21 protein-coding genes and 1 other RNA gene are annotated in these 21,048 nt (G+C 64.9%); 12 read left to right on the top strand and 10 right to left on the bottom strand.

Annotated features, from left to right (window positions below):
- Positions 1-29: 29 nt before the first annotated feature.
- Positions 30-1,769: an apolipoprotein N-acyltransferase gene (gene lnt, locus ACEN8U_RS16705; RefSeq protein WP_015003710.1), complete on the top strand. Its 1,740-nt coding sequence runs from the start codon at positions 30-32 to the stop codon at positions 1,767-1,769.
- A gap of 75 nt (positions 1,770-1,844) precedes the next feature.
- Here lnt and ACEN8U_RS16700 read toward each other — a convergent pair whose 3' ends face one another.
- Positions 1,845-2,603, bottom strand: coding sequence for a M48 family metallopeptidase (locus ACEN8U_RS16700; protein ID WP_041746388.1), 759 nt, complete (start codon positions 2,601-2,603; stop codon positions 1,845-1,847).
- 259 nt (positions 2,604-2,862) lie between these two features.
- A complete protein-coding gene (locus ACEN8U_RS16695; RefSeq protein WP_175126331.1) occupies positions 2,863-3,477 on the bottom strand; it encodes a glutathione S-transferase family protein in 615 nt (204 codons plus the stop codon).
- Positions 3,478-3,761: 284 nt separating this feature from the next.
- Here ACEN8U_RS16695 and ACEN8U_RS16690 point away from each other — a divergent pair, with 284 nt between their 5' ends.
- The 5 genes from ACEN8U_RS16690 (at position 3,762) to purH (ending at position 9,830) form a co-directional block, all read left to right on the top strand.
- Positions 3,762-5,168: an aminopeptidase P N-terminal domain-containing protein gene (locus ACEN8U_RS16690; protein ID WP_015003713.1), complete on the top strand. Its 1,407-nt coding sequence runs from the start codon at positions 3,762-3,764 to the stop codon at positions 5,166-5,168.
- A gap of 6 nt (positions 5,169-5,174) precedes the next feature.
- Positions 5,175-6,650, top strand: coding sequence for a UbiH/UbiF/VisC/COQ6 family ubiquinone biosynthesis hydroxylase (locus ACEN8U_RS16685; RefSeq protein ID WP_015003714.1), 1,476 nt, complete (start codon positions 5,175-5,177; stop codon positions 6,648-6,650).
- A gap of 264 nt (positions 6,651-6,914) precedes the next feature.
- On the top strand, positions 6,915-7,988 hold the full coding sequence (gene dusB / locus ACEN8U_RS16680) for a tRNA dihydrouridine synthase DusB (RefSeq protein WP_015003715.1): 1,074 nt from the start codon (positions 6,915-6,917) through the stop codon (positions 7,986-7,988).
- Complete coding sequence (locus tag ACEN8U_RS16675; protein ID WP_007180440.1) at positions 7,985-8,218, top strand: Fis family transcriptional regulator; 234 nt, start codon at positions 7,985-7,987, stop codon at positions 8,216-8,218. Before dusB ends, ACEN8U_RS16675 begins: the two co-directional genes overlap by 4 nt.
- 46 nt (positions 8,219-8,264) lie before the next feature.
- On the top strand, positions 8,265-9,830 hold the full coding sequence (gene purH / locus ACEN8U_RS16670; RefSeq protein WP_015003716.1) for a bifunctional phosphoribosylaminoimidazolecarboxamide formyltransferase/IMP cyclohydrolase: 1,566 nt from the start codon (positions 8,265-8,267) through the stop codon (positions 9,828-9,830).
- 139 nt (positions 9,831-9,969) lie between these two features.
- On the opposite strand, the gene ACEN8U_RS16665 is transcribed toward purH, so the two are convergent.
- Complete coding sequence (locus tag ACEN8U_RS16665; protein ID WP_015003717.1) at positions 9,970-10,209, bottom strand: hypothetical protein; 240 nt, start codon at positions 10,207-10,209, stop codon at positions 9,970-9,972.
- 128 nt (positions 10,210-10,337) lie between these two features.
- On the opposite strand from ACEN8U_RS16665, the gene ruvC reads away from it, so the two are divergent.
- From ruvC to ACEN8U_RS16645, 4 genes are all read left to right on the top strand, one after another.
- Positions 10,338-10,880 carry a crossover junction endodeoxyribonuclease RuvC gene (gene ruvC, locus ACEN8U_RS16660; protein WP_041745765.1) on the top strand — a complete coding sequence of 181 codons (543 nt, stop codon included), beginning with the start codon at positions 10,338-10,340 and terminating at the stop codon, positions 10,878-10,880.
- A 105-nt stretch (positions 10,881-10,985) separates the two neighbouring features.
- On the top strand, positions 10,986-11,567 hold the full coding sequence (gene ruvA, locus ACEN8U_RS16655; protein ID WP_015003719.1) for a Holliday junction branch migration protein RuvA: 582 nt from the start codon (positions 10,986-10,988) through the stop codon (positions 11,565-11,567).
- A 133-nt stretch (positions 11,568-11,700) separates the two neighbouring features.
- Complete coding sequence (ruvB, locus tag ACEN8U_RS16650) at positions 11,701-12,765, top strand: Holliday junction branch migration DNA helicase RuvB (RefSeq protein ID WP_015003720.1); 1,065 nt, start codon at positions 11,701-11,703, stop codon at positions 12,763-12,765.
- Positions 12,766-12,808: 43 nt separating this feature from the next.
- Entirely contained in the window at positions 12,809-13,753 is a 945-nt protein-coding gene (locus tag ACEN8U_RS16645) for an oxygenase MpaB family protein (RefSeq protein ID WP_041745767.1), read from the top strand.
- 65 nt (positions 13,754-13,818) lie between these two features.
- On the opposite strand, the gene ACEN8U_RS16640 is transcribed toward ACEN8U_RS16645, so the two are convergent.
- The 3 genes from ACEN8U_RS16640 to tyrS all read right to left on the bottom strand — a co-directional run bounded on the left by ACEN8U_RS16640 (position 13,819) and on the right by tyrS (position 16,327).
- A complete protein-coding gene (locus tag ACEN8U_RS16640) occupies positions 13,819-14,490 on the bottom strand; it encodes a histidine phosphatase family protein (RefSeq protein ID WP_015003722.1) in 672 nt (223 codons plus the stop codon).
- Positions 14,491-14,556: 66 nt separating this feature from the next.
- Entirely contained in the window at positions 14,557-15,027 is a 471-nt protein-coding gene (gene dtd / locus ACEN8U_RS16635; RefSeq protein WP_015003723.1) for a D-aminoacyl-tRNA deacylase, read from the bottom strand.
- Between the two features lie 49 nt (positions 15,028-15,076).
- Entirely contained in the window at positions 15,077-16,327 is a 1,251-nt protein-coding gene (tyrS, locus tag ACEN8U_RS16630) for a tyrosine--tRNA ligase (RefSeq protein WP_015003724.1), read from the bottom strand.
- Positions 16,328-16,565: 238 nt separating this feature from the next.
- Between tyrS and ACEN8U_RS16625 the strand changes: the two genes are divergently transcribed.
- Positions 16,566-17,696 carry an anhydro-N-acetylmuramic acid kinase gene (locus ACEN8U_RS16625; protein WP_041745769.1) on the top strand — a complete coding sequence of 377 codons (1,131 nt, stop codon included), beginning with the start codon at positions 16,566-16,568 and terminating at the stop codon, positions 17,694-17,696.
- A gap of 130 nt (positions 17,697-17,826) precedes the next feature.
- Here ACEN8U_RS16625 and erpA read toward each other — a convergent pair whose 3' ends face one another.
- The 3 genes from erpA to rplM form a co-directional block, all read right to left on the bottom strand.
- Positions 17,827-18,192: an iron-sulfur cluster insertion protein ErpA gene (gene erpA / locus ACEN8U_RS16620; protein WP_007180424.1), complete on the bottom strand. Its 366-nt coding sequence runs from the start codon at positions 18,190-18,192 to the stop codon at positions 17,827-17,829.
- A 265-nt stretch (positions 18,193-18,457) separates the two neighbouring features.
- Positions 18,458-18,850 carry a 30S ribosomal protein S9 gene (rpsI, locus tag ACEN8U_RS16615; protein ID WP_013340464.1) on the bottom strand — a complete coding sequence of 131 codons (393 nt, stop codon included), beginning with the start codon at positions 18,848-18,850 and terminating at the stop codon, positions 18,458-18,460.
- A gap of 11 nt (positions 18,851-18,861) precedes the next feature.
- Positions 18,862-19,290 carry a 50S ribosomal protein L13 gene (gene rplM / locus ACEN8U_RS16610; RefSeq protein WP_013340465.1) on the bottom strand — a complete coding sequence of 143 codons (429 nt, stop codon included), beginning with the start codon at positions 19,288-19,290 and terminating at the stop codon, positions 18,862-18,864.
- 688 nt (positions 19,291-19,978) lie between these two features.
- Here rplM and ACEN8U_RS16605 point away from each other — a divergent pair.
- Positions 19,979-20,401 carry an OsmC family protein gene (locus ACEN8U_RS16605; protein ID WP_008919632.1) on the top strand — a complete coding sequence of 141 codons (423 nt, stop codon included), beginning with the start codon at positions 19,979-19,981 and terminating at the stop codon, positions 20,399-20,401.
- A 151-nt stretch (positions 20,402-20,552) separates the two neighbouring features.
- Here ACEN8U_RS16605 and rnpB read toward each other — a convergent pair.
- An RNA gene (gene rnpB / locus ACEN8U_RS16600) (RNase P RNA component class A) lies at positions 20,553-20,975 on the bottom strand.
- Between the last annotated feature and the right edge of the window lie 73 nt (positions 20,976-21,048).

Genomic DNA, 21,048 nt, shown 5'->3' with positions numbered 1-21,048 from the left:
CTGCCACTTCCCACGCCGACCGCGCAACAATGGCCGACCCGATCACTTCCTCCTCGCGCCGCGGCGGGAGCGCGTCCGCCGCGCACTCCACGCGCGCGCGCACGCTTCCCCGCTGGCATTACCTCGTCGCGCTGGCGGCAGGCGCCGTCAATACGTTGTCGTTCGCGCCCACGCCGCACGGCGGCTGGCTCGAACTCGCGATCTTCGTGTTCCTGTTCGCGTGGCTCACGCGCAGCACCGGCTGGAAAAGCGCCGCACTGACGGGCGGCGCCTTCGGCTTCGGCAACTTCGTGACCGGCGTCTGGTGGCTCTACGTCAGCATGCATTTTTACGGCGGCATGCCCGCGCCGCTCGCCGGCACGGCGCTCGTGCTGTTTTCGCTGTATCTCGCGCTGTATCCCGCTCTGGCTGCCGGCGTCTGGTCGTTTTGCGCCGGACAGGCGCGCAACGGCGCATCGGGCACGGACACACCGTTCGCCCCCACATGGCACGGCGCATTGGCTTTCGCGAGCGCGTGGGCCATCGGCGAATGGTTGCGCGGCACAGTGTTCACCGGCTTTCCGTGGCTCGCAAGCGGCTATGCGCAAGTGGACGGGCCGTTCGGCGGATTCGCGCCGCTCGTCGGCGTGTATGGCGTCGGCTGGGTGCTTGCGTTGGCGGCCGCGCTGATCGCGCAGGCGCTCATGGCCGCGCTGCCGGCGCTGCGCCGCTCGCGCGGTCCGGGCGATGCCTCGTCGGACGCCGCTGCAGATCGCCCAAGCGCGCGCGGCCGTGCAGGGAGCTTTGCGCTGCCGGGCGGCATCGCGCTCGTATTGATCGCGGCGGGTCTGCTGCTGCCCCTCGCGAGCTGGACCGTGCCGGCGAACGCGCCGCTGAGCGTGCGTCTCTTGCAAGGCGACGTCAAGCAGGACATGAAGTTCGAGGAAGCAGGCGTGCGCGCCGCCATCGACCAGTATCAGCAGATGATCACGTCGAAGCCCGCCGACCTGATCGTCACGCCCGAAACCGCCATTCCGGTTCTCGCCCAACAGTTGCCAGTGCCGTTTGCGTCGGCGGTGCGCAGCTTCGCGGACTCCACGGGCAGCGCCGTGCTGTTCGGCGCCATCGGCGGCTCTGTCACGCCCGAAGGGCGCGTGGTCGACTACACGAACAGCCTCTTCGGCGTCACCCCGGGCACACGCGACATCTACCGGTACGACAAGCACCACCTCGTGCCGTTTGGCGAGTTCGTCCCGTGGGGCTTCCGCTGGTTCGTCAATCTGATGAATATTCCGCTCGGCGATTTCGCGCGCGGCGGCCCCGTGCAAAAGCCGTTCGTCGTGCACAACCAGCCGGTCGCAGTCGACATCTGCTACGAAGACATTTTCGGCGAGGAGATTGCGCGAACCATCCGCGAGAGCGAGACGCCGGCCGGCGTGCTGGTCAACTCGACCAACCTCGCGTGGTTCGGCGACACCATCGCGCTCGACCAGCATCTGCAGATTGCGCGCATGCGCTCGCTCGAAACCGGCCGCCCGATGCTGCGCGCGACCAACACCGGCATGACAGCGGCAATCGACGCGAACGGCAAGGTGCTCGGCAAGCTCACGCCCTACACCATCGGCTCGCTCGACGTGACGGTGCAAGGCACGGCCGGCCGCACGCCGTACGTGACGAGCGGCAATAATACGGTGCTCGCCGTGTCGCTCCTGCTGCTCGCATTCGGCTTTGCATTCGGTCCGGGCATGGCGCGACGCAAAAGCGGTCAGGCCGCAAACGGCGCCGAATAAACAATTGAGACGGCAATAGAAAACGCGCGCTGCGGCATGACCGGCAGCGCGCGTTTTTTTATTCGCCCGACAAAGTTACTGATTCGACGCGATGCGCTGCTGAATATGCTGCGCCCGTGCCGGCGACGCCGGATGCGAACTCAACATACTCGATTTGCCGCCATCCATTTGCGCGAGTTTATTGAAAGCCGTGACGAGACCCGACGGGTCGAGATTCTTCTTTTTCTGCAAATCGAACGAATAATCGTCCGCGGCGGTTTCCTGGGTTTGGGAGAACTGCGCGTTAATCAGCTTCTCCGAGAATTCGCCCAATTGCGAACCGGACAGCGCGCCCGCAATGCCGCCCGCCGACGACGCCACCGAGCGCACCGCCGACGTCGCATACGCCACCTGCATCGCCTTCCTGGTATGGCCGAGTGCCACGTGGCCCATTTCATGGCCGACCACGCCACGCACTTCGTTGTCGTTCATCATGTCCATCAGGCCGCTGTAGACGCGCACGCAGCCGTTCGCCATGGCCCACGCATTGACGTCCTTCGTCACATACACCTTGTAATTCACCGGCGTGCCGTTGATGTTGTCGCCCAGTTGCGCGGCGATCTTGGCGAGGCGCTTCTGATACTTGCTGTTGGCGGGCGCGATGGTGTTTTCGCTGTCGAGCTGCGCGCAGGACTTGTCGGTGAGCGCGCGCACGTCGGCGTCCGACAGCGTGGCCGCCTGCGTGGCGAGCTGGCCGGACTGGATCAGCGCGGACGGATCGAGGCTGTTGACATTGGAACACGCGGCAAACAGCGCGCACACGGATGCGGCAATAACGAGGCCATACGGTTTCATCGTGAAAGTCTCTTTGTGTGTTATTCGTTTGACGGCGCGATCAACTCGCCGTCCGTTTGCAATGGCCGCATTCAGCAAAAAAATCTCGCCGGATATGTGAACTGCATAACCATTGCCCCACATGGCAGACGAAAAAAAAAGCGCCTGGCGGGAGGCGCTTTTTTACCACATCTGAAAGCGTTAATTCATGACTTTGAAAGTACGATTAACGCAATTTTGCAAACTCGCTGTAAATGTCAGCAGATTCGCTTTTAGCCGTTCAGCCTGCCGGCATCGTATCGATAAATGACTGGCGCAGCGAAAGCTTCTGAAAATGCTTGTCGAGGTTCGGATACGAATCGCGCCAATTCAGGTCGGGCATGCGGAAGTCGAGGTAACCCAGCGCGCAGCCCACGGCGATATCGGCGAGCGAGTAGTGATTGCCCGCGCACCACGCTTTGCCGCCGAGCCCCTGCGACATGGCGACGAGCGCTTCGTCGATCTTGCGCTGCTGGCGCGCCACCCACGCGTCGACGCGCTGCTCCGGCGTGCGCTGCGTGCTCTCCAGACGAATCAGCACGGCGGCGTCGAGCAGACCGTCGGCGAGCGCTTCCCAGCACCGCACCTCGATGCGCTCGCGCCCCGATTGCGGGATCAGCTTGCCGACCGGCGACAGCGTATCCACGTACTCGCAGATCACGCGCGAGTCGAATACCGCTTCGCCGTCTTCCATCACGAGACACGGCACCTTGCCGAGCGGATTGAAGGTATGAATGCGCGTATCCGGCGCCCAGACGTTCTCGGGCACCAGCTCGTAGTCGATCTTCTTGTCGGCCAGCACGATGCGCGCCTTGCGCACGAACGGGCTGGCGAGCGAACCGATGAGTTTCATCATTGCCATCTGCCTTTTTCTGAATCCGGCGCAAGTATAAGTGCTTGGCGGCGTGCGCGAGCGCCCCGCGCGCGCCTGGCGAGCCGCCCGCGCGATCGCTGTGGATGGATTGCAACATTGCCCTGCCACGCGCGCCGCGTCTAGCCAGCCGAATGGCCAGGCGACGCTGCAGCGGTTAAATAAACCGGTGCGAGCGTCGCGCCCGGACCGGCACGTGCGGTCGCGGCGGCGCCAGGCGCGCGCGGCCGCGCAAAATCCGTCTGCGCATTGGGCGCTACAATCGCACGATGAACCAGCCGACCGAACCCACCATCGCCATCGACGTCTACCGCGCGCGCCGCGAGCGCGTACTCGCCGCGCTGCGCGCAGCGGGCGGCGGCGTCGCCATCGTCCCGACCGCGCCCGAAGCGCTGCGCAACCGCGACGCCGATTATCCGTACCGGCACGACAGCTACTTCTATTACCTGACGGGCTTCACGGAACCCGAGGCGCTGCTCGTGCTCGACGCCAGCGCCGCTGCCGGCGAACCCGCGTCGATCCTGTTCTGCCGCGAGAAAAACGTCGAACGCGAGATCTGGGAAGGCTTTCGTTTCGGGCCCGACGGCGCGCGCGTCGCGTTCGGCTTCGACGCCGCGTTCGCATTCGGCGAAATCGACGCGCAACTGCCTCACATTCTCGCCGACAAGCCGTCGCTGCACTACGCGCTGGGCACGTCGGAAAAGCTCGACGGCCAGGTACGCGGCTGGCTCGAGGCCGTGCGCATGCAGGGCCGCAGCGGCGTGGCTGCGCCCACGGCCGCGCGCGATCTGCTGCCGTTGCTCGACGAGATGCGGCTCGTCAAGGACGACCACGAACTCGCCATCATGCGCCGCGCCGGCCAGCTTTCCGCGCAGGCGCACCGCCGGGCAATGGCGGCCTGCCGCCCGGGCGTGCGCGAGTACGAGCTCGAAGCGGAATTGCTCTACACGTTCCGCAAGTTCGGCGCACAGGCGCCCGCTTACACGTCGATCGTCGCGGCGGGCGCGAACGCTTGCGTGCTGCACTACCCGGCCGGCAATGCGATCGCGCAGGAAGGCGACCTGATCCTGATCGACGCGGCGTGCGAGCTGGACGGCTACGCGTCGGACATCACGCGCACGTTTCCCGCGAGCGGCCGCTTCACGGCGCCGCAGCGCGAACTCTACGACATCGTGCTGACCGCGCAGCAGGCCGCGATTGCCGCGACGCGCGCCGGCGTCACCTTCGACGAGCCGCATCAGGCCGCCGTGCGCGTGCTGTCGCAAGGCCTGCTCGACACGCGCATCGTCGACCGCGCGAAGTTCGCGTCCGTTGACGACGTGATCGCCGAGCGCGCCTACGCGCCCTTCTATATGCATCGCACCGGCCACTGGCTCGGCATGGACGTGCACGACGTCGGCGACTACCGCGAACGCGGCGCGCCGCGTGACGAAGCGGGCGTGCTGCCGTGGCGCACGCTGCAGGCTTCCATGACACTGACCATCGAGCCGGGTCTCTACGTGCGGCCGGCTGAAGGCGTGCCCGAGCGCTACTGGAACATCGGCATCCGCATCGAGGACGACGCGATCGTCACGCCGGACGGCTGCGAGCTGATGACGCGCGACGTGCCGGTCGCCGCCGGGGAAATCGAGGCGCTGATGCAGGAAGCCCGCGCGGCTTACGAACCAAGGAAGTAACCCGCCATGAACGATGTTTCCCCGTCGACGGTCATTCTGAAGCCCGGCGCGCAGCAGCAGGCGTTCGATTTCGACGTGACGATCGTCGGCGCCGGGCCGGTCGGGCTCGCGCTGGCCGGCTGGCTCGCGCGCCGCAGCGTCACGCGCGAGCTGAAGATCGCGTTGATCGACGCGCGCGAGCCGGAAGATTCGATTGCCGATCCGCGCGCGATTGCGGTCTCGCACGGCAGCCGCATGATCCTCGAACCGCTGCGCTGGCCCGCCGACGCAACCGCGATCCAGCGCATCCACGTCTCGCAGCGCGGACATTTCGGCCGCACGCTGATCGACCATGGCGAGCACGGACTGCCGGCGCTCGGCTACGTGCTGCGCTACGGCTCCATCGTGCATGGCCTCGCTGAAGCCGTGCATGCCACGCCGGTCCACTGGTTCCGCTCGACGTCCGCCGCGGCGCCCGTAGAGGAAGAAGACGGCGTCACGCTGCCGATCGAAACCGCGGGCGTGACGCGCCGGCTGCGCACGCGCATTCTGGTGAGCGCCGAAGGCGGCCTGTTCGGCGATCAGAAGGCGGCAAAGCACCGCGACCGGCATGCAGAAAGACACGGCGGCCAGCGTGTGTCAGGCGGCGAAAGCGCGCTGCACGCCGCGCAACCCGTCGCCCGCATCGCCCGCGTCGAACCGGCGGACGACGAGACAGCGCACGCGCAGCTAGCCGCACGTGACGGGCACGACGGGCACGATGGGAACGATGGACGCAGCGAGGCACCCAGCGGGGCCGCCCACCATGCCAACCACGCCAACCCCGCGCACCAGCAGAGCACCGCGCGCCGCGACAAGGCCAGCTCGCGCGACTACGGCCAGACCGCGCTGGTCGGCACCGTCAGTGTGTCGGCGCCGCAGCCGCACGTCGCGTGGGAACGCTTCACGCCGGAAGGCCCCATCGCCCTGCTGCCGATGGGCGGTGTGCGCGGCGCCGACTACGCGCTCGTCTGGTGCTGCGCGCCGGAAGAAGCCGCGCGCCGCGCTCAACTCTCCGACGACGAATTCCTGCGCGAACTCGGTGAAGCATTCGGCGGCCGCATGGGGCGCTTTACGCAGATCAAGGGACGCGCGTCGTTCCCGCTCGGGCTCAACGCGGTGGACACGCTCGTGCGGGGCCGCGTCGTCGCTATCGGCAATGCGGCGCAGACGCTGCATCCGGTCGCGGGACAGGGCCTGAATCTCGGCCTGCGCGACGCGCACGCGCTCGTCGACGCGTTGTGCGCGGAAGGCCCCACGCCGCTCGCGCTCGCCACCTTCGCGCAACGCCGCGCCCTCGACCGGCGCATGACGATCGGCGCCACGGACACGCTCGCGCGCCTTTTCACCGTCGACTTCGCGCCGCTCGCGGTGCTGCGCGGCCTCGCGCTGACCGCGCTCGAATTCGCGCCGCCGGTGAAGACCGCGCTCGCGCGGCAGATGATGTTCGGGCAGCGCCGCTGAGCGTGCCCCGCGCCGCTGCGATGCTGCGCGGCATGGTCGGCGCAGCATTGCGAGCCGGACCGGCAGCCGTCGCGCGGGCGGACCGAACTCTATGGCGCCGGCCACTTTCATAGAAGATTTAATGAGTTACGACGCCCGCAACTGAAGTGCGGGCTATCTGTTAACGCTAAAATAGCGGTTTTCCCTCGCATTTCGCGAACGCTCCGATTGACTGCATCGAGCAATCGACCAATCGACAATCGGGGCCGCGCGCGCGTCCACGTCATGCCCACCATCGGCTCGCACAATCTGCGCAATAACCTGTTCGTCGCGCCCATGGCCGGCGTCACCGACCGTCCGTTCCGGCAGCTGTGCAAACGGCTGGGTGCAGGCTATGCCGTGTCGGAAATGGTCGCGTCGAATGCGCAGCTGTGGAAAAGCGAGAAGACCATGCGCCGCGCGAACCACACGGGCGAGGTCGAGCCGATCGCCGTGCAGATCGCGGGCGCCGATCCCGCCATGATGGCCGAAGCCGCCCGCTACAACGTGGCGAACGGCGCACAGATCATCGACATCAACATGGGTTGCCCGGCGAAGAAGGTGTGCAACGTGGCCGCGGGCTCGGCGTTGCTGCAGAACGAGCCGCTCGTGCAGCGCATCGTCGAGGCGGTGGTGGGCGCGGTCGGCGTCGGTCCGGACGCCGTGCCAGTCACGTTGAAAATCCGCACCGGCTGGAATCGCGAGAACAGGAACGCGTTGAACGTCGCGCGGCTCGCCGAAGCCGCCGGCATTGCCATGCTGACGGTGCATGGCCGCACCCGCGCCGACCTGTATCACGGCGAGGCCGAATACGACACCATCGCCGCCGTGAAGGCCGCCGTGCACATTCCGGTCGTCGCCAACGGCGACATCACGTCGCCGGAAAAAGCGCGCCACGTGCTCGCCGTGACCGGCGCGGACGCCGTCATGATCGGCCGCGCGGCGCAGGGCCGCCCGTGGCTCTTTCGCGAGATCGAGCATTTCCTGCAGACGGGCGAATTGCTGCCGCCGCCGCGCATCGACGAAATCCAGCAGGTCATGAACGAGCACCTGGAAGATCACTACGCGTTCTACGGGGAATTTACGGGCGTTCGCACTGCGCGCAAGCACATCGGCTGGTACACTCGCGGCCTTTCTGGCGCCAACGTGTTCCGGCATCGCATGAATACGCTCGACACCACGCGCGAACAACTCCTCGCCGTCAACGAATTTTTCGACGCACAGAAGGCGCTCTCCGACCGCCTCGTTTACGTCGACGAAAACGTCGACGAGACGCCCGGGCACAAGGGCGAGGACCACACCGACAAACTAGCAGCATGAGCAAGAACAATATCGAACAATCTGTCCGCGACAGCCTGGGCATGTATTTCCAGGACCTCGACGGCTCGAATCCGCACGACGTCTATGACATGGTGATTTCGTGCGTGGAAAAACCCCTGCTCGAAGTGGTGCTCGAGCAGGCCGGCGGCAACCAGTCGCTGGCCGCCGAGTATCTCGGCATCAACCGCAATACGCTGCGCAAGAAACTGCAACAGCACGGCTTGTTGTAGCCTTCACGCGCCCTGCCACGTTTCCCTTCGGCTTTTCGTCTTCATCATGATCAAGCAAGCGCTCATCTCCGTTTCCGACAAGTCCGGCATTGTCGACTTCGCCAAGTCGCTGTCGGACCTCGGCGTCAAGATCCTGTCGACCGGCGGCACCGCGAAACTGCTCGCGGACGCGGGCCTCTCCGTCACCGAGGTCGCCGACTACACGGGCTTCCCGGAAATGCTGGACGGGCGCGTGAAAACGCTGCATCCGAAGGTGCACGGCGGCATCCTCGCGCGCCGCGACCTGCCGGAACACATGGCGGCGCTCGAAAAGCACGATATTCCGACCATCGACCTGCTCGTCGTGAACCTCTACCCGTTCGTGCAGACGGTGTCGAAAGAAGAGTGCTCGCTGGAAGACGCCATCGAGAACATCGACATTGGCGGCCCGACCATGCTGCGCTCGGCCGCGAAAAATCATCGCGACGTGACAGTGGTGGTCGACCCGGCCGACTACGCGGTCGTGCTCGAGGAAATGCGCGCGAACAGCAATGCGGTCTCGTACAAGACGAACTTCCGCCTCGCAACCAAGGTCTTCGCGCATACCGCGCAGTACGACGGCGCGATCACGAACTACCTGACGAGCCTGACCGACGAGCTGCAACACGCGTCGCGCAACGTCTATCCGGCCACCTTCAACCTCGCGTTCAACAAGGTGCAGGATCTGCGCTACGGCGAAAACCCGCATCAAAGCGCCGCGTTCTACCGCGATCTGTCGGTGCCGGCCGGCGCGCTGGCGAACTACAACCAGTTGCAGGGTAAGGAACTGTCGTACAACAACATCGCCGATTCCGACGCTGCTTGGGAATGCGTGAAGACCTTCGACGTGCCGGCCTGCGTGATCGTCAAGCACGCTAATCCGTGCGGCGTGGCGGTGGGCGCGGACGCGAACGAAGCCTATTCGAAGGCATTCCAGACCGATCCGACCTCGGCGTTCGGCGGCATCATCGCCTTCAACCGCGAAGTGGACGAAGCCGCGGCACAAGCGGTGGCCAAGCAGTTCGTCGAAGTGCTGATCGCCCCGTCGTTCAGCGAAGCGGCGCGCCAGGTGTTCGCCGCGAAGCAGAACGTGCGTCTTCTGGAAATCGCGTTGGGCGAAGGCCATAACGCATTCGACCTGAAGCGCGTGGGCGGCGGCCTGCTCGTCCAATCGCTCGATTCCAAGAACGTCCAGCCGCGCGAATTGCGCGTGGTCACAAAGCGTCATCCCACGCCGAAGGAAATGGACGACCTGCTCTTCGCCTGGCGCGTGGCGAAGTACGTGAAGTCGAACGCGATCGTGTTCTGCGGCAACGGCATGACGCTCGGCGTCGGCGCGGGCCAGATGAGCCGCGTGGACTCGGCGCGCATCGCGAGCATCAAGGCGCAGAACGCCGGCTTGACGCTGGCCGGCTCGGCGGTCGCGTCGGACGCGTTCTTCCCGTTCCGCGACGGCCTCGACGTGGTCGTGGCCGCGGGCGCGACCTGCGTGATCCAGCCCGGCGGCTCGATGCGCGACGACGAAGTGGTAAGCGCCGCCGACGAGCACAATATCGCGATGGTGCTGACCGGCGTGCGTCACTTCCGGCATTGAGTTCGGCTTGCGCGGCGGCGAGGTGTTGCAGCCGCCGCTGTAGGTGAGGATTTAGCGGCCTGGTGGAAATTTCTGCCGGGCCGTTTTGTTTTTGCTTTGGCCGGCGCCCGGTGCCCGGGATCTGACACCGTGCCGGTCGTCAGCCGGGCGGGTCGTCGCGGTCGTAGCCGTGCCTCACTTCCGGATGCTGGCTGATATAAGTGCTCAGGCCCTCGCCCAGCTTGGCGAGCCGCTTCAACTCGGCGAGATGCCGCGCGCCGACGCCCTTTTTCGAGTACCGGTACGTTTCGCCGCCATCGAACTGCGCGCGAACAAAATCCTCGCCGATTTCATATGCGACGACGCCGGATATCCCACTCCTGTTTCCATAGGGCTGCATAGCTGATCACCTCCTTCCGACGGACGCAGCAGCTTTTATTCCTCTCGCGCGACCCTTTGCAAGCCGCCGCGCCGCGTGTCTGTTGTAGTATCGCAGGCACCTGGCCTTAACCGCATGTGCGGCACTTCATGAGAATTCTTGGCATCGACCCCGGCTTGCGCGTCACCGGCTTCGGCGTGATCGATCAAAGCGGACACACGCTCAGCTACGTGGCGAGCGGCGTGATCAAGACCGCCGACGCCGACCTGCCGTCGCGCCTCGGCACCATTTTCGACGGTATTTCCACGCTGATCCGCCAGCATGCGCCGGACCAATCGGCGATCGAAAAGGTGTTCGTCAACGTCAATCCGCAGTCCACCTTGCTGCTCGGCCAGGCGCGCGGCGCGGCGATCTGCGGCCTGGTCGCGGGCGGCGTGCCGGTCGCCGAATACACCGCGCTGCAGTTGAAGCAGGCGGTGGTCGGCTATGGCCGCGCGACCAAGGAACAGATGCAGCAGATGGTGGTCCGCCTGCTCAACCTGTCTGGCGTGCCGAGCACCGATGCCGCCGACGCGCTCGGCATGGCGATCTGTCACGCGCACGGCGGCACGACGCTCAGCACGCTCGGCGGCATCGCGCCCTCGCTCGCCAAAAAGGGCTTGCGAGTGCGGCGCGGGCGTCTCGTCGGCTAGGCGCCGCACAGCCAACAGGCTTTTTTCGCGCGGTGCCGGCGCCCGCCGTCGGCGGCGCATCTTCGCTGCGCTACACTCGCCCTTTCTCACACGTCTGAACTCGCCATGATCGGTCGCATTGCCGGCGTTCTGCTGGAAAAAAACCCGCCGCATCTGCTCGTCGACTGCAACGGCGTCGGTTACGAAGTCGATGTGCCGATGAGCACTTTCTACAACCTGCCTTCCACCGGCGAGCGGGTCGTGCTGCTCACGCAGATGATCGTGCGCGAAGACGCGCATCTGCTGTACGGCTTCGGCACCGCCGAGGAACGCTCCACCTTCCGCGAGCTGCTCAAAATTTCCGGCATCGGCGCGCGCATGGCGCTCGCCGTGCTGTCGGGCATGAGCGTCCACGAACTTTCGCAGACGGTCACGCTGCAGGACGCCGCACGCCTCACGCGCGTGCCGGGCATTGGCAAGAAAACCGCCGAGCGGCTGCTGCTCGAACTCAAGGGCAAGCTCGGCGCGGACCTGGGCGCCATGGCCGGCGCGGTGTCGGCCTCCGACCACGCTTCCGACATTCTCAACGCGCTGCTCGCGCTCGGCTATTCGGAGAAGGAAGCGTTGGCGGCGATCAAGAACGTGCCGGCCGGCACGGGCGTGTCCGAGGGCATCAAGCTCGCGCTGAAGGCCTTGTCCAAGGCCTGAGGCTTGCAGCCGAAGGCTGATGCCGTGCGCCGGCCGCACGCGCGATAAAACAAGCTTCGCACAGCCCGACGAGCGGCGCACCCTGGCCGTTCGGCCGGGTTTCGCAACGCGCCTCGCGCGGTACAATGACCGGATGATCGAAACCGACAAACTCGCCGCCGAGCGCATCATCGCGGCCACGCCCGTCTCGCCGAACGAGGAAGCGTTCGAACGCGCGTTGCGCCCGCGCCAGCTCGAAGAATATGTCGGGCAGGAAAAGGTGCGCGGCCAGCTCGAAATTTTTATCGAGGCCGCCAAGCGCCGCTCGGAGTCGCTCGACCACGTGTTGCTGTTCGGGCCGCCGGGTCTCGGCAAAACCACGCTTGCGCACATCATCGCGCGCGAAATGGGTGTGAATCTGCGGCAAACGTCCGGGCCGGTGCTTGAGCGCGCGGGCGACCTCGCCGCGCTGCTCACCAATCTCGAAGCAAACGACGTGTTGTTCATCGACGAGATTCACCGGCTTTCGCCAGTCGTCGAGGAAATTCTGTACCCCGCGCTCGAGGATTATCAGATCGACATCATGATCGGCGAAGGCCCCGCCGCGCGCAGTGTGAAGCTGGACTTGCAGCCGTTCACGCTGGTCGGTGCGACCACGCGCGCCGGCATGCTGACCAATCCGCTGCGCGACCGCTTCGGCATTGTCGCGCGGCTCGAGTTTTACAACGCCGACGAACTCGCGCGTATCGTCACGCGTTCGGCTTCGCTGCTGAACGCGCAGATTCATCCGGACGGCGCGTTCGAAATCGCAAGGCGCGCGCGCGGCACGCCGCGTATCGCCAACCGCCTGCTGCGGCGCGTGCGCGACTACGCGGAGGTCAAGGCCGACGGCAACATCACCGCGCAAGTGGCGGACGCGGCGCTCCGAATGCTCGACGTCGACGCGGTCGGCTTCGACCTCATGGACCGCAAGCTGCTGGAAGCGATCCTGCACAAGTTCGACGGCGGCCCGGTCGGCGTCGACAATCTGGCGGCCGCCATCGGCGAAGAGCGCGACACGATTGAGGACGTGCTCGAGCCGTATCTGATCCAGCAAGGCTTCCTGCAGCGCACGCCGCGCGGCCGCGTCGCCACGCTGCTCACTTACCGGCACTTCGGACTCGCGGCGCCGGACGCGTCGAGCGCGCTGCCCGGTCTGTGGGACTCGGCTGCAACCTAGCCGCGGCATAAGCAGCGGCACGGCGCAGCGAGGCGGAACAAGCATGTCCGATGAGACGAGACAACCCCGATCTCCCGGTATGATGGCGCAGTTGCTGACCGGGCGCCTTCGCGCAAGACTCGCGGCGGGCGTCACGCATCTGACTACCGGCAGCGGCCCGACGCTCGACTATTCATCGCCGCCCGGCGACCCTGGCCTCTTTGGCCCGGACTCCGTGTGCTGGAAAGTGCACGCCGACTTCACCTCGATGATGACGGGCGGCATCAGCGCGTTGCTGTTGCAAGCCTTGCATCCGCTCGCGCTGGCGGGCGTCTGGGACTACTCCACCTTTCGCACCGACATTCTGGGCCGTCTGCGCCGCACGGCGACGTTTATTGCCGGCACGACGTACGGCAGCCGGAACGATGCGCTTGCGCTGATAGAACGCGTGAAGCGCATCCACCTCGGTGTGAGCGGTATTGCGCCCGACGGCCGGCCTTATCGCGCAAGCGAGCCTGCGCTGCTGACGTGGGTTCACGTCGCCGAAGTGTCGAGCTTCATGACCGCGCATCTTCGCTATGTGAACCCCGCACTTCCCGTTGCGGCGCAGGACCAGTATTTCGCGGAAACCGCGCGCATCGCGCAGATGCTCGGCGCGTCGGACGTTCCGCGCTCGCGCGCCGCGATCGACGCTTATCTGCTGGCCATGCGATCCGAACTGCTCGCAAGTGAACGCACGCGCGAGGTCGTCCGGATGCTGAAGCATGCGCCGGCCCCGAGCGCAGCGATGCGTCCCGCCGGCGTGTTGATGTTCAATGCGGGCGTCGACCTTCTGCCCGATTGGGCTCAGACGATGCTGGGATTAGAGCGCCATGCGCTGATGCGCCGCGCGGTGGCGCGACCTGGCGTACGCGCCGTCGCGCCTGTTATCAGATGGGCGCTGGTGAATGGCGTGTCGAAGCGGGCGCGCCGCCGCGTTGCGGTTAAGCCGGAGGGCGGCTCACGCTGAGCTGAACTTGCGTCGCGCCGTGGGGCGCGTGCGTAGCGCTGGCGTCCGTGGCTGGCGTTGCGTGATTAGCGCCCCGGCTCCGGAACCTTCTTGAAACTGTCGTCGGCACTGGGCGCGTCGAGATGCGATACGTCGCCCCACGACACGATCGTCGCGCGGCCGTCGGCGAAATCGACCACGTTCACGCTCGTGTTCAGCAACGTGTAGTCGCGCGGGGCATCGAGCGCCAAACTGCACGCGAAGCGCCGCACGCAATCCAGCACGCCCCCGTGCGCAACGCAGGCGATCCGGCCGCCGGGATGCGCAGCAACGAGCGGCTCGACGGCATGCAGCACGCGATGGTAGAACGCGCGCTGCGACTCGCCCTCCGGCGGTGCGAAGCCGGGGTCGCGAGTTTGCCAATGGGCATATTCGTCGGGGAACCGCTCGGCGATTTCATCGCTGTCGTGGCCCTGAAACGCGCCATAGGAGCGCTCGCGCAAGCCTTCGCGCAGCTGCACCGGCAAGCCGAGCGCGTCGGCGATCGGTTGAGCGGTTTGCCGCGCGCGCTGCAGATCGCTCGAATAGATCGCATCGAGCCGCGCGCCGTTTCGCACTTCAGCGGCGATGCGGCGCGCGAGGTGTTGCGCCTGGGCAAGACCCGCCGCTGCAAGCGGAATGTCGATATGCCCTTGAATGCGCTTGATGCGGTTCCAGTCGGTCTCGCCGTGCCGGATAAACAGAATCTGCGTGGTCATGGGATCAAGATGGGCGCTCTTCGCCGGTTGTGCCGAGCCGCTATGGTCGCAAGAACCGCGCGGAACTCAGGCGTTGGTCTGCAGCCAGAATGTGACGGGCCCGTCGTTGACGAGCGAAACTTGCATGTCCGCGCCGAACTCTCCCGTCTCGACGATGGGATGCTTCGCGCGCGCCGCCTCAACAAAATAGTCAAAGAGGCGCTTGCCTTCGTCCGGGGGCGCGGCCGGCGTGAAGCTTGGACGCAGGCCGCTGTTGGTGTCCGCCGCCAGCGTGAATTGCGAAACCAGCAGCAAGCCGCCCGCGCGGCCCGCGCCGTCAAGATTCTGTACCGACAGGTTCATCTTGCCCGCCGCGTCGCTGAACACGCGGTAGCCGAGCACCTTCGCCAGCAGCCGGTCGGCCGCCGCCTCGGTGTCGCCACGCTCGGCGCAGACGAGCGCGAGCAGGCCGGCGTCGATCGCACCTGTCACACGCTCGTTTTCACCGTCTGCGACGCGCACTTCGGCGCGCCGCACGCGCTGGATTAACGCGATCATCGGACTGCTTCCGGCTTCGACATTCGGATCGTGATCATGGCCTGCAGGCTCACGCCGTCAGCGTGACGCGCGCGAAGCGGCGCTTGCCGACCTGAACCACGTATTCGCCGGCCTCGACTTTCAGGCCCTTGTCGGACACCGTCGCGCCGTCGATCTTCACGCCACCCTGCTCGATATTGCGCAGCGCTTCGCTTGTCGACGGCACGAGGTTCGCCTGCTTGAGCAACTGGCCGATGGCAAGCGGCGCCCCGGCGAGCACGACCGCCGGAATGTCGTCCGGCACGCCGCCCTTCGCGCGGTGATTGAAGTCTTCGAGCGCACGCTCAGCGTCGGCTTGCGAATGAAACCGCGCGACGATTTCCTGCCCGAGCATCACCTTGAAGTCGCGCGGATTACGGCCAGCCTCGGCTTCTTTCCTGAACGCGGCAATCTCGTCCATCGGACGGAACGACAGCAGTTCGAAGTAACGCCACATCAGCGTGTCGGAAATACTCATCAGCTTGCCGAACATATCTGTCGGTTTTTCGCTGATGCCGATGTAATTGTTCTTCGACTTCGACATTTTTTCGACGCCGTCGAGCCCTTCGAGCAGCGGCATCGTCAGAATGCATTGCTGCTCCTGGCCGTACTGCTTCTGCAATTCGCGACCGACCAGCAGGTTGAACTTCTGATCCGTGCCGCCGAGTTCGAGGTCGGCGTTCAGGGCCACCGAGTCGTAGCCCTGCATGAGCGGATACAGGAATTCGTGAATCGAAATCGGCACGCCGCTCTGGAAACGCTTGGTGAAGTCCTCACGCTCGAGGATTCGAGCGACCGTGTAGCGCGACGCGAGCTTGATCATGCCGTCGGCGCCGAGCGGCATCGACCATTCGCTGTTATAGCGAATCTCGGTCTTTTCGCGATCGAGCACGAGCGCAGCCTGCTCGAAGTAAGTCTTCGCGTTCGACTCGATCTGTTCGCGCGTGAGCGGCGGGCGCGTGGCGTTGCGGCCCGACGGATCGCCGATCAGCGAGGTGAAGTCGCCGATCAGAAAAATGACCGTGTGACCGAGGTCCTGCAACTGGCGCATCTTGTTCAGCACGACCGTGTGGCCGATGTGGATGTCGGGTGCGGTCGGATCGAGCCCGAGCTTGATGCGCAGCGGCGTGCCGGTCGCCTGGCTTTTCGCGAGTTTTTGCGCGAATTCATCTTCGATCAGCAATTCGTCGACGCCGCGCTTGGTAACGGCGAGCGCGTGACGGACTTCGTCGGTGATCGGGAAGGCAGGGGCGGGGTTCGGCTTGTTGGACTCGGTGCTCATGCTGGAAACGTGAAGTCGCGAAAAAAACAGATTGTCCCATAGATGCGCGCCGCCGCGCCCACCAAAGCCGTGGCGGGCGCGCCTCTACGCGGCGATTGGCACGCCGCGCCCGGGTTCAAGGCCACGCGGCCGCTTCATATTCGAGCGCGCTTGCGTCGATAATCTGCTACAACCTTCGCAAACGAGCGATCAGGAACGAGCCGTGAATCCGCAACGAATCATCGACAGAAGCAGTAACGTGACGCAAGTCTCCGCAGACGGCGTCTATTTTGGCCTCATGTCCGGCACGAGCATGGACGGCGTGGACGGCGTGGCGGTCCGCTTCGCCGAAGGCAAGCCGCCCGTCGTGCTGGCGGAGGCGTTCGTCGGTTTCGCCGCCGGCTTGCGCGAGGCGCTGTTCGCGCTGCAACAGCCGGGCGCCAACGAAATCGAGCGCGAGGCGCTCGCGGCCAACGCGCTCGCCACGCGCTATACCGTGTGCTGCCATGAACTGCTGCGCGGCTGCCACGTGTCCGCGGCTGAAGTCCGCGCCATCGGCGTGCATGGGCAAACGGTGCGGCATCGGCCGGAAAAGGGTTATACGCGGCAGATCAACAATCCCGCGCTGCTCGCCGAGATGATGCATATCGACGTGGTCGCCGATTTCCGCAGCCGCGACGTCGCCGCGGGCGGCCAGGGCGCGCCGCTGGTACCGGCTTTTCACGCAACGGTGTTCGGCGCCAAAAACGAGACGCGTGTGGTGTGCAACCTGGGCGGCATCAGCAATATCACCATTCTGAACGCCACCGGCGGCGTGCGCGGCTTCGATTGCGGTCCGGCGAACGCGCTGCTCGACGAGTGGGCGCAACGCCATCTAGGCAAGCCATTCGACGAGAACGGTCAGTTCGCAGCGAGCGGCCAGGTGGACCGCTCTCTGCTCAACGCATTGCTCGACGAGCCGTTTTTCGTCCAACAGCCGCCCAAGAGCACCGGCCGCGATCTCTTCAACGCCGAGTGGCTGGACGCGAAACTGCAGCCGTTCGCAGCGCTCGCGCCCGCCGACGTGCAGGCCACGCTCGTCGCGCTGACCGCGGTGACGGTCGCGCGAGAAATCGAACGGCATGCATCCGACGCGAGAGCGGTCTATGTCTGCGGCGGGGGCGCGCGCAATCCGGAGATTCTCAAGGCCTTGCAACGGGCGCTGGAAGACAGCGGCGTGAGCGGCGTGCCGGTCATGACGACGGACGCGCTCGGTGTGCCGCCAAGCCAGGTGGAGCCGCTGGCGTTCGCGTGGCTGGCGATGCGCTGCATCGCGAGACTGCCGGGCAGTTTGCCGGCCGTGACAGGGGCGAGCGCCGAGCGGGTGCTCGGGGCGATTTATCCGCGTTAATGCCGGGCCCACCTGGCAAGCCCGGTGGGCCCATGGTGGGCTTCCGCGCCCGGTCGTTGCCCTGCCGGCAATGAAAAACGGGGCCGAAGCCCCGTTCCTTGATGCGGATGTGCTGTTGTCCGGCTGGCGTTCAGACCGAGAACGACGAACCGCAGCCACAAGTCGTAGTGGCGTTCGGATTTTTGATGACGAACTGCGCGCCGTTGATGTCGTCCTTGTAGTCGATCTCAGCGCCCACCAGGTACTGGTAGCTCATCGAGTCGATCAACAATTGCACGCCGCTCTTGTTCATGACGGTGTCGTCTTCATTGACGGCTTCGTCGAACGTAAAGCCATATTGAAAGCCCGAGCAGCCGCCGCCCTGCACGAAAACGCGCAGCTTCAGGTCCGCATTGCCTTCTTCTTCGATCAGTTGCTTGACCTTGTCAGCCGCTGCGTCGGTAAAAACGAAGGGGGCGGGCATCTCGGTCACGGGTGTGTCGGTGACTGCGTTCATTCGAACTCTCCAGAAATCTCTAACCGCTATTGTAGGGCCGATCTCAATATCGTGCTGATGCCCACAAAATCAATGGGTTCTTACAGGATTCGCGCGCGACAGCGGCAGCGGGCAACGAATTGGCGCTGGGCGGCCGCCACGGCGAGGCACGGCGGCTGCGCCCACATCCGCCGGTGGCGGCAAAAGCATAAAAAAAGCCGCCTTCGCGACAGCGTTGGCGGCTTTTGCTGCGTTCCGGCGATAAACCGGTTCGCGCCCGAAACGATTAACGCTTCGAGAATTGCTTGCGGCGACGTGCCTTGTGGAAACCGACCTTCTTACGTTCCACTTCACGAGCGTCACGCGTCACGAAGCCGGCCTTCGACAGTTCCGGCTTCAGCGTTGCGTCGTAGTCCATCAGCGCACGGGTGATGCCGTGGCGAACCGCACCGGCTTGACCCGTTTCACCACCGCCCGTCACGTTGACCTTGATGTCGAACGTGGCAGCGTGGTTCGTGAGTTCCAGCGGCTGACGCACGATCATCAGCGACGTTTCGCGCGAGAAGTAGTCGGCGATAGGCTTGCCGTTCACAACGATGTCGCCCTTGCCTGCCTTGATGAACACGCGTGCGACGGCGCTCTTGCGGCGGCCCGTGCCGTAATTCCAGTTACCGATCATGTGGGCTCCCCTTAGATCTCGAGCGCCTTCGGCTGTTGTGCCGAATGCGGATGCGTTGCGTCAGCGTAGACCTTCAGCTTCTTGATCATCGCGTAGCCGAGCGGGCCCTTCGGCAGCATGCCCTTGACCGCCTTCTCGAGCGCGCGGCCCGGGAAGCGTTCCTGCATCTTGCCGAACGTCGTTTCATAGATACCGCCCGGGTAGCCCGAGTGACGGTAGTACTTCTTGTCCGTGGTCTTGTTGCCCGTGACCTTCAGCTTGCCGGCGTTGATAACGATGATGAAATCACCGGTGTCGACGTGGGGAGTGAATTCAGGCTTGTGCTTGCCGCGAAGACGGTGTGCCACTTCGCTGGCGACACGCCCGAGAACCTTATCCGTCGCGTCAATCACGTACCATTCGCGCGCCACCTCATGGGCTTTTGCGGAAAACGTCTTCATGATCGATCCAAAAAAATTGCTGCGCCCAATGTGTTTTTTCCTGCTTGTAGTGTGCGCATCGAGGCGCGTGCAGGCTCTCCCTGTTCTTCCTCCGCGGGCGCGGATGCGGAAAAGCCCTGAATTATAAAGGAATTTGCAACGCCAAGTCAAAATGTACGGGACTTGGTGCCGCAAGGCGCCGCCAACAGACTTCAAAGCGGCTTCAAAGCGCTCCGCAACGGGCCGGCTCTTACGAAACGCACCCTCGAGCGCGGCAAGATCGCAGGCGAAAAAAAACCCGAACAAGTGGTTCGGGTTTAATCCACCAAAGGAGGAGGTGGAGGAGACAGCGGAGGTTGCGCACTGCTGCAACCGATGGACCAATTATATGAAGCATCCTTGTGCGTTGCAAGAAGATTTGCAATGCGAAATCAGATTTTATATTGTGGGATTTACAGACGCATCTGCCGGGATCCCCGCTACACCGGCAGATCAGGGTGTCGCGACGCCGGATGTGAGTCAGTTAAGGTCAACCCTTAGAGTAAAACCCCTAAATCTCCGGCAATATGCGAGCGACGACGCAACATGCCGCGCCGCAACACGCAAGCCGCTATCGCGCATAAATTTTCCGTCGAAGCCCCCTCGGACGGACACTGAAAGGCCGGGCTACAATGCCGTCTCGATATTGCGCAGCGCGGTGGAGCACAGCATGGAATGCAAAGTGAGCTGGATGGGGCAAGACGGCATGGCGTTCGCGGCCGAGACAGGCAGCGGCCACCTGGTCGCGATGGACGGCGCGCCCGAAGGCGGCGGCCGCAACCTCGCGCCGCGCCCCATGGAAATGGTCTTGCTCGGCACAGGCGGCTGCACCGCCTACGACGTCGTGATGATTCTGAAGAAAAGCCGTCAGGAAATTGCCGGTTGCTCGGTCACGCTGAAGGCCGAGCGCGCCAGCGAAGATCCGAAAGTGTTCACGAAAATTCACTTTCACTTCACCGTGACCGGCAAGAACCTGAACCCGGCGACCGTGGAGCGCGCGATCAACCTGTCGCACGACAAATATTGCTCGGCGTCGATCATGATCGCCAAAACGGCGGAACTGACGCACTCGTTCGACATCGTGGCGAGCTGAGCATCGCGGTCGGCGCGCCGGAAGCGGTTCGGCCCAGGCGCCAACGCGCGCGGCGCCTGATGTGCCGCGCAAACGTGCCGCGCAAACCAAACGTGCCGCTGAAACAAAAATGCCGGCGTCCTGAAAAGACGCCGGCATTAATGTTGTGAGGTGGCAAAGCAGGCCGATAAGCCGGATTCTGTGCACGCGCAACGTCCGAAGACGCGACGCGCGTGGCAGCCATTCCTCTAGGCGCGCCATTACTGACGCGCTCAAGCTTCCTACCCGCAGACGAGACGGGGGCCCCGCCCTGCATCTCGAAGATGCGCGCCTGCCTACTTGGAATTGCTCCGGGTGGAGGTTACCGTGCCGGTCTGCCTTGCGGCAGCCGCGGTGCGCTCTTACCGCACCGTTTCACCCTTACCTGATCCCGGCTTGCGCCGGGCCATCGGCGGTTTGCTTTCTGTTGCCCTGTTCCGCGTGTCGCCACGGATGGCCGTTAGCCATCACCCTGCCCTGTGGAGTCCGGACTTTCCTCGCCCCCGCCGGTTCCAACGTGTGAAACCGCCGAGGCCGCGACTGCCTGGCCTGCTTTGCTGGCGCCGATTTTAGCATCTGTGCGCCGGCCCGCGCGGAACACCGACTTGTCGTCGTAAAAGCCCGGCTCG

This window comes from Paraburkholderia phenoliruptrix (assembly GCF_047325075.1).
Classification (GTDB): Bacteria; Pseudomonadota; Gammaproteobacteria; order Burkholderiales; family Burkholderiaceae; genus Paraburkholderia; species Paraburkholderia phenoliruptrix.
This window is presented reverse-complemented; position numbering and strand designations above follow the sequence as displayed.

Coding starts and splice junctions, on each gene's coding strand:
- ACEN8U_RS16690 (WP_015003713.1), top strand. CDS start 3,762: ATGAACCAGCCGACCGAACCCACCATCGCCATCGACGTCTACCGCGCG.
- ruvC (WP_041745765.1), top strand. CDS start 10,338: ATGAGAATTCTTGGCATCGACCCCGGCTTGCGCGTCACCGGCTTCGGC.
- ruvA (WP_015003719.1), top strand. CDS start 10,986: ATGATCGGTCGCATTGCCGGCGTTCTGCTGGAAAAAAACCCGCCGCAT.
- ACEN8U_RS16695 (WP_175126331.1), bottom strand. CDS start 3,477: ATGATGAAACTCATCGGTTCGCTCGCCAGCCCGTTCGTGCGCAAGGCG.
- ACEN8U_RS16675 (WP_007180440.1), top strand. CDS start 7,985: ATGAGCAAGAACAATATCGAACAATCTGTCCGCGACAGCCTGGGCATG.
- lnt (WP_015003710.1), top strand. CDS start 30: ATGGCCGACCCGATCACTTCCTCCTCGCGCCGCGGCGGGAGCGCGTCC.
- dtd (WP_015003723.1), bottom strand. CDS start 15,027: ATGATCGCGTTAATCCAGCGCGTGCGGCGCGCCGAAGTGCGCGTCGCA.
- ACEN8U_RS16605 (WP_008919632.1), top strand. CDS start 19,979: ATGGAATGCAAAGTGAGCTGGATGGGGCAAGACGGCATGGCGTTCGCG.
- purH (WP_015003716.1), top strand. CDS start 8,265: ATGATCAAGCAAGCGCTCATCTCCGTTTCCGACAAGTCCGGCATTGTC.
- ACEN8U_RS16640 (WP_015003722.1), bottom strand. CDS start 14,490: ATGACCACGCAGATTCTGTTTATCCGGCACGGCGAGACCGACTGGAAC.
- ACEN8U_RS16685 (WP_015003714.1), top strand. CDS start 5,175: ATGAACGATGTTTCCCCGTCGACGGTCATTCTGAAGCCCGGCGCGCAG.
- ACEN8U_RS16645 (WP_041745767.1), top strand. CDS start 12,809: ATGTCCGATGAGACGAGACAACCCCGATCTCCCGGTATGATGGCGCAG.
- ruvB (WP_015003720.1), top strand. CDS start 11,701: ATGATCGAAACCGACAAACTCGCCGCCGAGCGCATCATCGCGGCCACG.
- erpA (WP_007180424.1), bottom strand. CDS start 18,192: ATGAACGCAGTCACCGACACACCCGTGACCGAGATGCCCGCCCCCTTC.
- ACEN8U_RS16700 (WP_041746388.1), bottom strand. CDS start 2,603: ATGAAACCGTATGGCCTCGTTATTGCCGCATCCGTGTGCGCGCTGTTT.
- rplM (WP_013340465.1), bottom strand. CDS start 19,290: ATGAAGACGTTTTCCGCAAAAGCCCATGAGGTGGCGCGCGAATGGTAC.
- dusB (WP_015003715.1), top strand. CDS start 6,915: ATGCCCACCATCGGCTCGCACAATCTGCGCAATAACCTGTTCGTCGCG.
- ACEN8U_RS16665 (WP_015003717.1), bottom strand. CDS start 10,209: ATGCAGCCCTATGGAAACAGGAGTGGGATATCCGGCGTCGTCGCATAT.
- rpsI (WP_013340464.1), bottom strand. CDS start 18,850: ATGATCGGTAACTGGAATTACGGCACGGGCCGCCGCAAGAGCGCCGTC.
- tyrS (WP_015003724.1), bottom strand. CDS start 16,327: ATGAGCACCGAGTCCAACAAGCCGAACCCCGCCCCTGCCTTCCCGATC.